Source organism: Streptomyces sp. JH34, from assembly GCF_029428875.1.
In the GTDB taxonomy this organism is placed as follows: Bacteria; Actinomycetota; Actinomycetes; order Streptomycetales; family Streptomycetaceae; genus Streptomyces.
In genome coordinates this window covers 6039277-6052975 of the sequence record NZ_JAJSOO010000001.1, presented here as the reverse complement: position 1 = coordinate 6052975, position 13699 = coordinate 6039277, and the positions used below count along the sequence as shown (strand labels likewise).

The following is a 13699-nucleotide window of genomic DNA, read 5'->3' as shown; positions in this document are numbered from 1 at the left end:
CGGGTGTGGCCGGAGCTGCCGGGAAAACGGCCGGCTGCGGATACCCAGCCGGGCATCCGCAGCCGGTCTGCGTTTTACAGGTACTGTCCGGTATTTGCCACCGTGTCGATGGAACGACCGGTGTCCGCGCCCTGCTTTCCGGTGACGAGTGTGCGGATGAACACGATCCGCTCGCCCTTCTTTCCGGAAATCCTGGCCCAGTCGTCCGGGTTGGTGGTGTTCGGCAGGTCCTCGTTCTCCTTGAACTCGTCCACACACGCCTGGAGGAGATGGGAGACGCGCAGGCCCTTCTGGCCCTGCTCGAGGAATGCCTTGATGGCCATTTTCTTCGCCCGGTCCACGATGTTCTGAATCATCGCTCCGGAGTTGAAGTCCTTGAAGTACAGGACTTCCTTGTCGCCGTTCGCGTAGGTGACCTCGAGGAAGCGGTTCTCCTCGGATTCCGTGTACATCCGCTCCACGACGGACTGGATCATCGCGTGGGCTGCGGCTTCCTTCGATCCGGTGTGCTCGGCCAGGTCGTCCGAGTGCAGCGGCAGCGAGGGAGTGAGGTACTTCGCGAAGATGTCCTTCGCGGCCTCCGCGTCCGGGCGCTCGATCTTGATCTTCACATCGAGACGGCCGGGGCGCAGGATCGCGGGGTCGATCATGTCCTCGCGGTTGGAGGCACCGATGACGATGACGTTCTCCAGGCCCTCCACACCGTCGATCTCGGCGAGCAGCTGGGGGACGATGGTGTTCTCCACGTCCGAGCTGACACCGGATCCGCGGGTGCGGAAGAGGGATTCCATCTCGTCGAAGAAGACGATGACGGGGGTGCCCTCGCTCGCCTTCTCACGGGCCCGCTGGAAGACGAGGCGGATGTGCCGCTCGGTCTCACCGACGTATTTGTTGAGGAGCTCGGGGCCCTTGATGTTGAGGAAGTAGCTCTTCCCCGCGGGCTGTCCGGTGACCTCGGCGACCTTCTTGGCCAGCGAGTTGGCGACGGCCTTGGCGATGAGTGTCTTGCCGCAGCCCGGAGGGCCGTAGAGCAGGATGCCCTTCGGCGGGCGGAGCTCGTGCTCCTTGAAGAGGTCCGGGTGCAGGTACGGGAGCTCGACCGCGTCGCGGATCAGTTCGATCTGGTCGCCCAGGCCGCCGATCTTGTCGTAGTCGATGTCCGGGACCTCTTCGAGGACGAGTTCCTCGACCTCGCTCTTGGGGACCACTTCGTAGACGTACCCGGACCTGGGCTCGAGCAGCAGGGCGTCGCCGGGGCGGATGGTGATGTCCAGCAGGGGCTCGGCGAGCCTCACCACCCGTTCCTCGTCGGTGTGCCCGATGACCAGGGCCCGCTCGCCGTCCTCGAGGATCTCCTTGAGGGTGACGATGTCCCCGGCCCGCTCGAACGCCATGGCCTCGACCACGTTGAGCGCCTCGTTGAGCATGACTTCCTGGCCTCGCCGGAGGCCTTCGAGCTCCACGCTGGGGCTGACGTTCACCCGGAGCTTGCGGCCCCCGGTGAAGATGTCACAGGTGTCGTCCTCGTTGGCCTGCAGGAAGACACCGAAGCCGGCCGGGGGCTGGGCCAGCCGGTCGACCTCCTCCTTGAGGGCCACGATCTGGTCGCGGGCCTCGCGGAGCGTGTTGGCGAGCCGCTCGTTCTGCGCGGACACGCCTGCCAGGTTGGTCTGCAACTCGACGATCCGCTCTTCGAGAATCCTCGTATGACGCGGAGAGTCGGCGAGCTTACGTCGCAGGACGGCGATTTCCTGCTCGAGATAGGCGACCTGGCCGGCCGGGTCTTCTGACCCGCGCGCGGGCCGGGTGCCGCGGTTGATGTCGTCGTCGTGGGCTGCCACGGTCCTCACCTCCTCCAAGGGGAGCTGGACGCTTCCTGACCCTACCTGGGTGGGTGATGATTGAAACCCCTAGATCACAAAGACCCGGGAGTCTGTCCGATCTTCACCCTTGCGCTCTCCCTCACGCCAAGGGAATACCCACCCTTCGGCACCGGAAAGCAGCCGGTTGTATCGTCGAAGCGTTCAACACCCGTCAGGGCCGGCTTCAATTGGTGCAGATACGCAGGGAACGGCAGGACACATGACCGTGCAGCAGGACGCCCCGGACAGCGACACACAGGATCTCGAGGTCTGGATCGACCAGGACCTGTGTACGGGGGACGGCATCTGCGTGCAGTACGCACCCGAGGTGTTCGAGCTGGACATCGACGGTCTGGCGTACGTGAAGAGCGACGAGGACGAACTGCTCCAGGACAAGGGCGCCACCACGCCGGTGCCGCTGCCCCTGCTCCAGGACGTCGTGGATTCCGCCAAGGAGTGCCCGGGCGACTGCATTCACGTACGCCGCGTTTCGGACAACGTGGAAGTCTACGGTCCGGACGCGGGGTGACGGCTCACGCGCTCCGGGCGGTGCTCCCGGCGGGGTCGGCGGACTTCACGAAGGCGTTGCCCTTCCACTGCCAGGTGGCGCTCTCCAGCTCGTCGGGGCAGCAGCGCGGCACTGCCTCGGAGGAGTAGCCGAGCAGGGTCGCCGAGACCCGGCCGTCCCGGACGGCGAAGTCGGTGACGGCGAGTTTCCGAGCGGGGTCCACCAGGGTCGCCACGACCCTGGGTGCGGCCCCGCTCCGCTGTGTCACGACGTAGATGCCGCTGGGCGGGGTGCCGGACCCGGCGGCACAGCGGACGACGGCCACGGTCTCGGGTCCGCCGTCCCCGTCGAGGTCTCCGGGGGCGCTCTCCGCGACGGTCTGCCCGACGGTTCCGCAGTCGAGGGGGTAGGTGACGCCCGCAGGGTCCGGGGCCTTCGCGGCCGGCGCGCCGCCGTGCCGCGTGGTCACCCGGTGCTCGGACGCGGAGGCCGTGGCGGTGGCGGCTTCGGGCTGGAGCAGGCCCGCGGCCGCGACCACGGCGGCCATCGCCGTCGCCGTGGCGAGCCAGTGCACCGGCTTGGCGGCGGTGTGCGCGAGGTCCGGGAGCGCGGAGGTCTGCACGCGGTATGTCTCCTGTGGTTCCTGGAGGCCTGGAGAGGCGTTGCCGAACCGACGTCGGCGGGCGGGGGTGGCCAGCATCGTGCCACACCTCACACCCGAGGGGAACGGCGGGGTCGTGGTGGCCGTACAAAGGCGCCGCCGCCGGGCTCCCGGGTCGGTCCGGGAACTCGGCGGCGGCGCCGGCTCGTGGTGCGGGTCAGTCGCGGTCCGCGCTGCCGCTTCGGCCGCCGGGGCCCTTGTAGTCCTCGCCGTAGGCGCCCTTGGAGGGACGCCGGCGGCGCACCGGCGGCTCCACACCGTCCGCGAGGCGTCGCGCGGTGACGAGGAAGCCGGTGTGACCGATCATCCGGTGGTCCGGCCGGACGGCAAGGCCCTCGACGTGCCAGTTCCGGATCATCGACTCCCACGGCTGCGGCTCGGCGAAGCAGCCGATCTCGCGGATGGACTCGACGGTCCGCGAGAGCTGGGTCGTGGTCGCGACGTAGGCGCAGAGGATGCCGCCGGGCACCAGGGCCTTGGAGACGGCCTCGAGGCACTCCCACGGGGCGAGCATGTCGAGGACGACGCGGTCGACGTCGGTGTCCGAGAGGTTGTCCTGAAGGTCGCCGACCGTGAGCTCCCACGCGGGGTGCGGCGAGCCGAAGTAGCGCTCGACGTTCTGCTGGGCGATCTCGGCGAAGTCCTCGCGGCGCTCGTAGGAGTGCAGCATGCCCTGCTCACCGATGGCGCGCAGCAGGAAGGTGCTGAGCGCTCCGGAGCCCACTCCCGCTTCCACGACACGGGCGCCGGGGAAGATGTCCGCGAAGGCCAGGATCTGCCCCGCGTCCTTGGGGTAGACCACGGCGGCACCGCGGGGCATGGACAGGACGTAGTCGGGGAGCAGGGGGCGCAGCGCGAGGTAGGCGACGTTTCCCGTGGTACGGACAACACTGCCCTCGGGAGCACCGATCAGCTCGTCGTGCTGGAAAGAACCCTTGTGGGTGTGGAAGTTCTTCCCGGCTTCGAGCGTGAAGGTGTAGTGGCGTCCCTTGGGGTCGGTGAGCTGGACCTGGTCCCCGACTTTGAATGGGCCGCGACGGCGGGCGGCACCGGTCGGTTCGGACATGTGAACAGCGTACCGGTATTTCGGGGGCCCCTTTCCGGGGCGTCAGGCGGAGGGACGGGCCATGGCCTTGATGAAGGCACGCTCGACGTCGGTGGTGGAGAGGACGCCGTAGATCTCACCGGTGTCCTCGACCACCAGGTACTCGGTGGCGGGGGTCGCCTTGAGCCGGTCGAGGAGGGCCTCGCCCGCGAGCTCGGCGGAGACCTTCATGCCGTCGGTGAGGTCCTGGGCCAGGCCGCTGACCGGTACCCAGGGGCGGCGGTGCTCGGGGACCCCGGCGATGGCCGCCTCCCGGACGACGCCCTTGGGGGTGCCCTGTCCGTCGACGACGACCAGGGCGCGTGCGCCCGCCTCGTTGGCGCGGCGGAGCGCCTCCGAGAGGGGGGTCGCGGACTCGACGGGCACGGCGCGCCGGGTCAGGGTGCGGGCCCGCAGGTCGGGGAGGTGTTCGCGGAGCCGGGCCGTCCTCAGGCTGTTGCCGGCCCCGGTCCAGATGATCGCCGCGAGGATGGCCGCGAGGAGCGCGTCGGTGACGGTCTCGAAGCCGCTGATGTCGTCGGTGGCGTTGCCGAGGGCGCCGGTGTGGGTGAGCAGCGGGAGGCCGACGAAGACGGCGATGGCCAGCCCTCTGCCGACCCACGCGGCGGCGACGGTGCCGCTCATCGGCTTGCCCGTGATCTTCCAGACGACGGCGCGGAGCATCCGTCCGCCGTCGAGGGGCAGACCGGGCAGCAGGTTGAAGGCGGCGACGATGAGGTTGGAGATCATCAGGCCCGCGAGGAGTACGCCGGGGACGGTGCCCGCCTCGACGAACTGGAGCGGGATGTAGAAGAGACCGCCGAGGACGAGGGACAGCAGGGGGCCCACGCAGGCGAGGACGAACTCGCGGCCGGGGGTCTCGGTCTCCTTCTCGATCTCGGAGACTCCGCCGAAGAACTGGAGCTGGATGCGGCGCACGGGGAGCTTGTAGCGCAGGGCTGCGACGGTGTGGGCGAGCTCGTGCACGAGCACCGAGGCGTAGAAGGCGATCGCGAAGAAGAGCGCCACCAGGTAGCGCACTCCGCCGAGTTCCGGCAGGACGCGGTCGAGCTGTCCGCCGAAGACCCAGGTGATCAGGGCCGCGACGACGAACCAGCTGGGGGCCACGTACACGGGCACGCCGAAGGGACGGCCCATGAGCAGGCCGCCGCCCGGTTCCGCCGGGCGCCGGGGCTTGCCCTTGTCCGGTCCGGTGCCGGGGTCCTTGCCCCCTGCGCCGGGCTGCGGGCGCCCGCTGTCGCCGCTCTCGTCCACGGGGTCCCTCCGGGTAGGTGGCTTATGCCACGATCATGCTGTGCGCGAGCTCTGTGGTCGATGGTATGCCGCCGGGTGTCGGTGGCGGGCCGTAGGGTCTTCGACATGACGTCCGTACCGCGCCCGCCTCAGCCACCTTCGTCCCTGTCGCCGTCGCGCGCGAACGATTTCATGCAGTGCCCCCTGCTGTACCGCTTCCGGGTCATCGACAAGCTGCCCGAGAAGCCCAGTGAGGCTGCTACCCGGGGCACGCTGGTGCATGCGGTGCTGGAGCGCCTGTTCGACGCCCCCGCGGCCGACCGGACGGCCCCGAGGGCCAAGGCTCTGATCCCCGGCCAGTGGGACCGGCTCCTGGAGTCGAAGCCCGAGCTGACGGAGCTGTTCGAGGGGGATCCCGCGGGAGAGCGGCTCGCGGGCTGGCTGGGCGAGGCGGAGCGGCTCGTGGAGCGGTGGTTCTCCCTGGAGGACCCGACACGTCTGGAGCCGGCCGAGCGGGAGCTGTTCGTCGAGACGGAGCTGGATTCGGGGCTCCGGCTGCGCGGGGTGATCGACCGTGTCGACGTCGCCCCGACGGGCGATGTCCGCATCGTCGACTACAAGACGGGCAAGGCGCCGCGGCCGGAGTACGCGGAGGGCGCCCTGTTCCAGATGAAGTTCTACGCCCTGGTGGTGTGGCGTCTCAAGAACGTGGTGCCGCGCCGGCTCCAGCTCGTCTACCTGGGCAGCGGTGACGTGCTGACGTACGACCCCGTCCCGGCCGACCTCGAGCGGGTGGAGCGCAAGCTGCTCGCGCTGTGGGAGGCGATCCGGCTGGCCACCGAGACGGGCGAGTGGCGGCCGCGGCCGACGAAGCTGTGCGGCTGGTGCGACCACCGGGCGGTCTGTCCCGAGTTCGGCGGGACTCCCCCGGTCTATCCGCTGACCGTACGCCCGGCCGGATCCGTGGAGGCTGTGCAGGGCAGAATGGAGCCGGCCGAGGCCGGTCGGCCGGTGGCCCTCGAAGGCCCTTAAGGAGATTACGTGGCTATCCGCGTCCTGCTCGTCGATGATCAACCACTGCTGCGCACCGGCTTCCGGATGATTCTGGAGGCGGAGGGCGACATCGCGGTGGTCGGTGAGGCCGGTGACGGTCTGCAGGCCATCGATCAGGTGCGGGCGCTGCAGCCCGATGTCGTACTCATGGACATCCGGATGCCGCGGATGGACGGGGTCGAGGCGACCCGCCAGATCACCGGTCCCGGGCGGGACGGCCCGGCGAAGGTCCTGGTGCTGACGACGTTCGACCTCGACGAGTACGTCGTGGAGGCGCTGCGCGCCGGTGCCAGCGGCTTCCTGCTGAAGGACGCGCCCGCCGTCGAGCTGGTGCAGGCCATCAGGGTGGTGGCGGCCGGAGAGGCGATGCTGGCCCCCAGCATCACGCGCCGGCTCCTCGACAAGTACGCCGACCATCTGCCCTCGGGCGAGGAGCCCGTCCCCGACGCCCTGCACACCCTCACCGAGCGTGAGGTGGAGGTGCTGAAGCTGGTGGCGCGCGGTCTGTCCAACGCGGAGATCGCGGCCGATCTCTTCGTGAGCGAGACGACGGTCAAGACACATGTGGGGCACGTGCTGACGAAGCTGGGTCTGCGCGACCGCGTACAGGCCGCGGTGTACGCGTACGAGAGCGGGCTGGTGCGTCCCGGCGCCCAGTGAGACGGGGCTGGACGCGGGACCGGCGCGGCCCGGGGCGTGTGGCCCCGGACCGCGCCGGTCCTCTTCCGGAGATGCCGCGTCAGGACTCGCCGCGCGCGAGCTCCCAGAGCTGGAGGTCCGCCGAGGAGTTGACGGCCCACTCCACACCGGTCAGCTCGTCGAGCGAGGCGACGTACTGCTTGCCCTGCCAGACGGGGAGCACCGGGACGTCGTTGGCAACGATGTTCTGGAGCTTCTCGAAGGCAGGCGTCGCGGCGCTGCGGTCCGCCTCGCGGCGGGACTGCGGGATGAGCGTCTTCTGCGCCTCGGTCGACGTGTACGGCGAGTTGAGGAAGTTGTTCTCGTCGAGGAACGGCGCGATGTAGGTGTCCGGGTCCGGGAAGTCGGGGAACCAGCCCATCCCGTAGACCGCGTACTCGCCCTTCTTCTGTGCGGGACGGTACTTGTCCCAGGGTGTGCCCTTGACGTCGACCTCGAACAGCTTCGACGCGTTGAGCTGCTTCGCCAGGGTCTCGAACTCGGCCTTGGTGGCCGGGCCGTAGTGGTCGGTCGTGTAGTGCAGGGTGAACTTCACCGGGGTGTTGACGCCGGTCTTCTCCAGGGTCTTCGCGGCCGCGGCGACGCTGGGCTCGCCGTACTTGTTGAAGAACGAGTTGGTGTGGCTGGTGATGCCGGACGGGATCAGCGAGTAGAGCGGCTCGGCCGTGCTGCCGTACACCTTGCTGGCGATGGCGCCGCGGTCGATGACCTGCGCGATGGCCTGGCGTACGCCCTTGTCCTTCACCACGGGGTCCTCGGTGTTGAACGCGAGGTAGCTGATGGCCAGGCCGGGAATCTCGGTGAGCTTGATGCCCTCCTTGGGCTGCGCCAGCATCCCCTGGGCCTGCTCGGGCGACATGTTGCGCGTCATCATGTCGATCTTCTTGTCGTCGAGTGCCTTCCCCATCGCCTCCGCGTCGGGGAAGAAGTTCAGCTCGACCTTCTTGTTGCGGATCTTCAGGTCACCCTTGTACTTCGGGTTCTTGGTGAAGACGACCTTGACGACCTGGTCGTCCTTGACCTCCGGCTTCATGGTGTACGGGCCCGACCCGTCGATCTGGAAGCCGTCGCGGGGCGTCTTCGCCCCGTACTTGTCCTTCTGGACGATGCCCGCGGGCGGCGTGGCGAGCTTGTACGGGAACGTCGCGTCCGGAGTGCTCAGGTGGAAGACGATCTCCTTCTCACCCTTGGTCTCGATCGTGTCGATGTTGGCGAACAGGCCGGAGGGGCCGCTCTCGTCCTTGATGTCGAGGACCCGCTGGATGGAGTACTTCACGTCCTCCGGGGTGACGGGGGTGCCGTCGGCGAAGGTGAGACCGTCCCGCAGCGTGCAGCGGTAGCTCTCGTTCTCCGTGTCCGTGAAGGTGCAGCTCTCGGCCGCCTCGGGTACCGGTTCGCCGCCGCCGCGCGGTATGTGCGTCAGGGTCTGCACGGTCTGGCGGAGCAGGTTCCACACGCCCGCTTCGTAGCCGATGGCCGGGTCGAGCGGGGCCGGGTTGTCCTTCGAGGCGATGAACTGGTCCGTCGTCCCGACCACGATGGCATCGCCCCCGTCGTCCGACCCGCCACATGCGGCGAGCACGGGTGCGAGCAGGCCCACTACGGCCGGCAGCACCAGCGTCTTGCGGTTCATCTGGACGTTCTCCCTCATTCCGGCATGTGAGAAAACCGAGATTAGTAGGCGCCGCAGGGGTGCCTGACCGGTGCGGATCCGCGCCGTATCCACTCGGTGATCGCCGATGACGGGTTGTCCATGTCACGGCCGGGAATGTTTCGTACAGGCCTTGCCGAATACGGACGTATGGGTTCCCGGAACGGACATACGGCCCCGCTCCGAGAACGCGCGGAGGTCACGTCGAGTGATGAACGTCACGCCAGGGCCCCACTGACCGCATTGACATGGACCTGATTCGCGCAGTGCGCGAAAGCGGGGAACGGACAGATTTCACGGCGGAGTTCTTGTCACCTGCCGACGAAACACACTCGGTGCCCCGGTCGTCACCCGGCGGCGACCAGGCCCCGCAGGAAGGCGAGATCCACCTGCTCGAGCGAGGACACGACCGCCCTTCCCGGGGCGGGGGCGATCGCCGCCACGGAGGGCACGGCGACGACGCGGCAGCCCGCCGCCTCGGCCGCGGCGACGCCCGTGGCGGTGTCCTCGACGACCGCGCAGCGCCTGGGGTCCGCTCCGAAGCCGGCTGCCGCGGCCAGGTAGGGATCGGGGTGGGGCTTGGTGCGGGTGACCTCGTCGCCCGCGACCGTGAGCGCGAAGTGGTGACGGCCCACCGAGTCCAGGACGCGGTCGATGATGCGCCGGTGCGAGGCGGAGACCAGGGCGGTGGGCACCTCGTGCGCGGCGAGCTCGGCCAGCAGTCCGGCGGCGCCCGGCATCAGCGGCACACCGCGTCCGATGCGCTTCTCGAAGCGGTCGTTGAGCAGGACGGTGAGTTCCTCGATGGCGATGTCGGCGCCGGTCACCTCGATGAGGTAGCCGGCACTGCGGGTCATCGGCCCTCCGACGACCACGTCACGCCACGCCTCGTCCAGCCGGTGACCGAGGTCGGCGAAGACCTCGACCTCCACGTCCCACCAGAAGCCCTCGGTGTCGACCAGTGTGCCGTCCATGTCGAGGAGGACGGCTTGGAGCGCCGATCCTTCCGCCGTGCGGATCAGGGACGCGGGGACCGTACTGGTCATCCGGCACACCTCCATGAGGGACGAGAAGGCCGGCCGCCTTCCCGTGGGAACGGCGACCGGCCTGCACTGGACCGACCATTCTACGACGTCCGGCCGCGCCTCGCGCGGAGTGGTGGATGACCGCGCGTCGAACACCGGCCTACCGTGCGTTGAAGTACTTCGCCTCCGGGTGGTGGATGACGATCGCGTCCGTGGACTGCTCGGGGTGCAGCTGGAACTCCTCGGAGAGCTTCACCCCGATCCTCTCGGGCTCCAGGAGGGCGGCGATCTTCGCCCGGTCCTCCAGGTCGGGGCAGGCCCCGTAGCCCAGGGAGAAGCGCGCTCCGCGGTACTTGAGCGCGAACATGTCCTCGACGTCGGAGGGGTCCTCGCCGGCGAAGCCGAGCTCGCTGCGGACCCGGGCGTGCCAGTACTCGGCGAGTGCCTCGGCCAGCTGCACGGACAGCCCGTGCAGCTCCAGGTAGTCGCGGTAGGAGTTCGCCTCGAAGAGCTCGGCGGTGGCCCCGCCGATCTTCGAGCCGACGGTGACGACCTGGAGTCCGATCACGTCGGTCTCCCCGGACTCCTCGGGACGGAAGAAGTCCGCGAGGCAGAGCCGACGGCCGCGGCGCTGGCGCGGGAAGGTGAAGCGGGTGCGCTCGGAGCCGTCCTCGTGCAGCAGGATCAGGTCGTCGCCCTTGGAGACGCAGGGGAAGTAGCCGTAGACGACGGCCGCCTCCAGCAGGTTCTCGGTGTGGAGCTTGTCGAGCCAGCCACGCAGGTGCGGACGGCCCTCGCGCTCCACGAGCTCCTCGTACGTCGGTCCGTCGCCGGCCCTGGCCTGCTTGAGGCCCCACTGGCCCTTGAACAGGGCGCCCTCGTCCAGCCAGGAGGCGTACTCCTTGAGCTGGATGCCCTTGACCACCCGGGTGCCCCAGAACGGCGGCTCGGGGACCGGGTTGGTGACGGAGACGTCGGACCGCACGCCGTCCTCGGGCTCCACGACCTCCGCCACGGGGGTGTCCCGCTTGGGCACCCTGCGCTGCTTCAGCTCGGGGAGCGTGGCGCCGGGGACACCGCGCTTGACGGCGACGAGGGCGTCCATCAGCCGGAGCCCCTCGAAGGCGTCGCGGGCGTAACGGACCTCGCCCTCGTAGATCTCGTGGAGGTCCTGCTCGACGTAGGCCCTGGTCAGGGCCGCCCCGCCGAGGATCACCGGATAGTCGGCCGCCAGCTTGCGCTGGTTCAGCTCCTCCAGGTTCTCCTTCATGATCACGGTGGACTTCACCAGGAGGCCCGACATGCCGATGACGTCGGCACGGTGCTCCTGGGCGGCGTCCAGGATCGCGGAGACGGGCTGCTTGATGCCCAGGTTGACCACGTTGAAGCCGTTGTTGGACAGGATGATGTCGACGAGGTTCTTGCCGATGTCGTGGACGTCGCCGCGGACCGTGGCCAGCACGATGGTGCCCTTGCCCTCGGCGTCGGTCTTCTCCATGTGCGGTTCCAGGTGGGCCACCGCGGACTTCATGACCTCGGCGGACTGGAGCACGAAGGGCAGCTGCATCTGGCCGGAGCCGAACAGCTCGCCCACGACCTTCATGCCGGCCAGCAGGGTGTCGTTCACGACCTCCAGCGCGGGCCTGGTCAGCAGCGCCTCGTCGAGGTCGGCCTCCAGACCGTTCTTCTCGCCGTCGATGATGCGGCGCTGGAGCCGTTCGTCCAGCGGCAGGGCGAGGAGCTCCTCTGCCTTGCCCTGCTTCATGGACTTCATGTTGACGCCCTCGAAGAGCTCCATGAGCCGCTGGAGGGGGTCGTAGCCCTCCTCCCGGCGGTCGTGGATGAGGTCGAGGGCGACCTTGACCTGCTCCTCCTCCAGCCGGGCGATCGGGAGGATCTTGGAGGCGTGCACGATCGCGGAGTCCAGGCCGGCCTTCACGCACTCGTCCAGGAAGACGGAGTTCAGGACGACGCGGGCGGCGGGGTTCAGGCCGAAGGAGATGTTGGACAGGCCCAGCGTGGTCTGGACGTCGGGGTGGCGCCGCTTCAGCTCGCGGATGGCGCCGATGGTGGCGATGCCGTCCTTGCGGGACTCCTCCTGACCGGTGCAGATGGTGAAGGTCAGGCAGTCGATGAGGATGTCCGACTCGTGGATGCCCCAGTTGGTGGTGAGGTCCTCGATGAGCCGCTCGGCGATGGCGACCTTGTGCTCGACGGTCCGGGCCTGACCCTCCTCGTCGATGGTCAGCGCGACGAGCGCGGCGCCGTGTTCGGCGGCCAGCCCGGCGACCTTCGCGAAGCGGGACTCGGGGCCGTCGCCGTCCTCGTAGTTGACGGAGTTCAGTACGGCGCGGCCGCCCAGCTTCTCCAGGCCGGCGCGCAGGACGGGCACCTCGGTGGAGTCGAGGACGATCGGCAGGGTGGAGGCGGTGGCGAAACGGCCGGCCAGCTCCTCCATGTCGGCGACGCCGTCGCGCCCCACGTAGTCGACGCAGAGGTCGAGCATGTGCGCGCCCTCGCGGATCTGGTCACGGGCCATCTCCACGCAGTCGTCCCAGCGGGCGTCGAGCATGGCCTCGCGGAACTTCTTGGATCCGTTGGCGTTCGTACGCTCGCCGATCGCGAGGTACGAGGTGTCCTGCCGGAAGGGGATGGTCTGGTAGAGCGAGGCGGCGCCCGGCTCGGGCCGGGGGTCGCGGGGGGTGAGCTCGGAACCGCGCACCCGCTCGACGAGCCGGCGCAGGTGTTCCGGCGTCGTGCCGCAGCAGCCGCCCACGAGGGAGAGGCCGTACTCCTGGACGAAGGTCTCCTGGGCGTCGGCCAGGCCCTCGGCGTCGAGCGGGAAGTGCGCCCCGTCCTTGGTGAGCACCGGCAGGCCGGCGTTCGGCATGCAGAGCAGCGGGATGCGGGAGTGGCGCGTCAGGTAGCGCAGGTGCTCGCTCATCTCGGCGGGGCCGGTCGAGCAGTTCAGGCCGATCATGTCGACGCCGAGGGGCTCGAGCGCGGTCAGCGCCGCACCGATCTCGGAGCCGAGCAGCATGGTGCCGGTCGTCTCGAAGGCAAGCGAACAGAGCACCAGGAGGTCGCTGCCCATGGCCTCCAGGGCGCGCCGTGCGCCCAGCACGGCGGCCTTGGTCTGCAGGAGGTCCTGCGTGGTCTCGATGATGAGCGCGTCGGCACCGCCGGCGATCAGGCCCTCGGCGTTCTGCTGGAAGCCGTCGCGCAGGACCGTGTACGGGGCGTGCCCCAGCGTCGGGAGCTTGGTGCCGGGGCCGATGGAGCCGAGCACCCAGCGCTGCTGTCCGGTGGACTCGGTGAACCGGTCGGCGACCTCGCGGGCGAGGCGGGCGCCGGCTTCGGACAGCTCGTGGATCCGGCCGGGGATGTCGTACTCGCCGAGGGCGGAGGCGTTGGCCCCGAACGTGTTGGTCTCGACGCAGTCCACGCCGACCGCGAAGTACTCCTCGTGGACCGACCGGACGATGTCGGGGCGCGTGACGTTCAGGATCTCGTTGCAGCCTTCGAGGTTCTCGAAGTCCTCAAGGGTGGGGTCCTGGGCCTGGAGCATGGTGCCCATGGCACCGTCGGCCACCACCACCCGGGTGGCGAGCGCCTCACGGAGCGCTGCGGCTCGGGTCCGGCTGTCAGCTGAGGGGGTCGGCAACGAGGCCATGGATGTTCTCCCTGGGATGCGACGGCTGTCGGCTTTGCGCCCTTCTGCGGAGGGGGCACGCGGCCAGCGTAGCCGGGACGCGCCCGGGCCGGTCGTCGTGTCCCACGGGGCGGACTGCATGCTGTGCGGTGAAACGGGCCCTCGGCGGGTGGCGCATAATTTTCGCGCCACCGGACAGAGGTCGGCATCGACCGATAGTGTTCAGCATTGTCGAACCGAGGTGGAGGAG

At 69.2% G+C, this 13699-nt stretch carries 10 protein-coding genes; 3 read left to right on the top strand and 7 right to left on the bottom strand.

The window, feature by feature from the left end; genetic code table 11:
• Positions 1 to 74 precede the first annotated feature (74 nt).
• Entirely contained in the window at positions 75 to 1841 is a 1767-nt protein-coding gene (gene arc, locus LWJ43_RS27180; protein WP_277334822.1) for a proteasome ATPase, read from the bottom strand.
• A 241-nt stretch (positions 1842 to 2082) separates the two neighbouring features.
• Between arc and LWJ43_RS27175 the strand changes: the two genes are divergently transcribed.
• Positions 2083 to 2391 carry a ferredoxin gene (locus tag LWJ43_RS27175; protein ID WP_277334821.1) on the top strand — a complete coding sequence of 103 codons (309 nt, stop codon included), beginning with the start codon at positions 2083 to 2085 and terminating at the stop codon, positions 2389 to 2391.
• A gap of 4 nt (positions 2392 to 2395) precedes the next feature.
• On the opposite strand, the gene LWJ43_RS27170 is transcribed toward LWJ43_RS27175, so the two are convergent.
• The 3 genes from LWJ43_RS27170 to LWJ43_RS27160 form a co-directional block, all read right to left on the bottom strand.
• The gene (locus LWJ43_RS27170; RefSeq protein ID WP_277336006.1) at positions 2396 to 2992 is read right to left on the bottom strand and encodes a hypothetical protein; all 597 of its coding nucleotides are present in this window, start codon (positions 2990 to 2992) and stop codon (positions 2396 to 2398) included.
• A 196-nt stretch (positions 2993 to 3188) separates the two neighbouring features.
• Complete coding sequence (locus LWJ43_RS27165) at positions 3189 to 4097, bottom strand: tRNA (adenine-N1)-methyltransferase (protein ID WP_014157193.1); 909 nt, start codon at positions 4095 to 4097, stop codon at positions 3189 to 3191.
• A gap of 42 nt (positions 4098 to 4139) precedes the next feature.
• Complete coding sequence (locus LWJ43_RS27160) at positions 4140 to 5390, bottom strand: site-2 protease family protein (protein WP_277334820.1); 1251 nt, start codon at positions 5388 to 5390, stop codon at positions 4140 to 4142.
• Between the two features lie 171 nt (positions 5391 to 5561).
• On the opposite strand from LWJ43_RS27160, the gene LWJ43_RS27155 reads away from it, so the two are divergent.
• Entirely contained in the window at positions 5562 to 6401 is an 840-nt protein-coding gene (locus LWJ43_RS27155) for a RecB family exonuclease (RefSeq protein WP_346772017.1), read from the top strand.
• A gap of 9 nt (positions 6402 to 6410) precedes the next feature.
• Entirely contained in the window at positions 6411 to 7082 is a 672-nt protein-coding gene (locus LWJ43_RS27150) for a response regulator (protein WP_277334818.1), read from the top strand.
• A gap of 79 nt (positions 7083 to 7161) precedes the next feature.
• Here LWJ43_RS27150 and LWJ43_RS27145 read toward each other — a convergent pair whose 3' ends face one another.
• From LWJ43_RS27145 to metH, 3 genes are all read right to left on the bottom strand, one after another.
• A complete protein-coding gene (locus LWJ43_RS27145) occupies positions 7162 to 8754 on the bottom strand; it encodes an ABC transporter substrate-binding protein (RefSeq protein ID WP_277336005.1) in 1593 nt (530 codons plus the stop codon).
• Between the two features lie 365 nt (positions 8755 to 9119).
• Positions 9120 to 9818 (bottom strand): HAD family hydrolase, encoded by a 699-nt coding sequence (locus LWJ43_RS27140; protein ID WP_277334817.1) that lies wholly within the window; start codon positions 9816 to 9818, stop codon positions 9120 to 9122.
• A 139-nt stretch (positions 9819 to 9957) separates the two neighbouring features.
• Positions 9958 to 13470, bottom strand: coding sequence for a methionine synthase (gene metH / locus LWJ43_RS27135; protein ID WP_277334816.1), 3513 nt, complete (start codon positions 13468 to 13470; stop codon positions 9958 to 9960).
• Positions 13471 to 13699 lie beyond the last annotated feature (229 nt).

Excerpts from the sequence above, each read along its gene's own strand:
- LWJ43_RS27175 (WP_277334821.1), top strand. The coding sequence starts at position 2,083 with ATGACCGTGCAGCAGGACGCCCCGGACAGCGACACACAGGATCTCGAG.
- LWJ43_RS27165 (WP_014157193.1), bottom strand. The coding sequence starts at position 4,097 with ATGTCCGAACCGACCGGTGCCGCCCGCCGTCGCGGCCCATTCAAAGTC.
- LWJ43_RS27155 (WP_346772017.1), top strand. The coding sequence starts at position 5,562 with ATGCAGTGCCCCCTGCTGTACCGCTTCCGGGTCATCGACAAGCTGCCC.
- LWJ43_RS27145 (WP_277336005.1), bottom strand. The coding sequence starts at position 8,754 with ATGAACCGCAAGACGCTGGTGCTGCCGGCCGTAGTGGGCCTGCTCGCA.
- LWJ43_RS27140 (WP_277334817.1), bottom strand. The coding sequence starts at position 9,818 with ATGACCAGTACGGTCCCCGCGTCCCTGATCCGCACGGCGGAAGGATCG.
- metH (WP_277334816.1), bottom strand. The coding sequence starts at position 13,470 with ATGGCCTCGTTGCCGACCCCCTCAGCTGACAGCCGGACCCGAGCCGCA.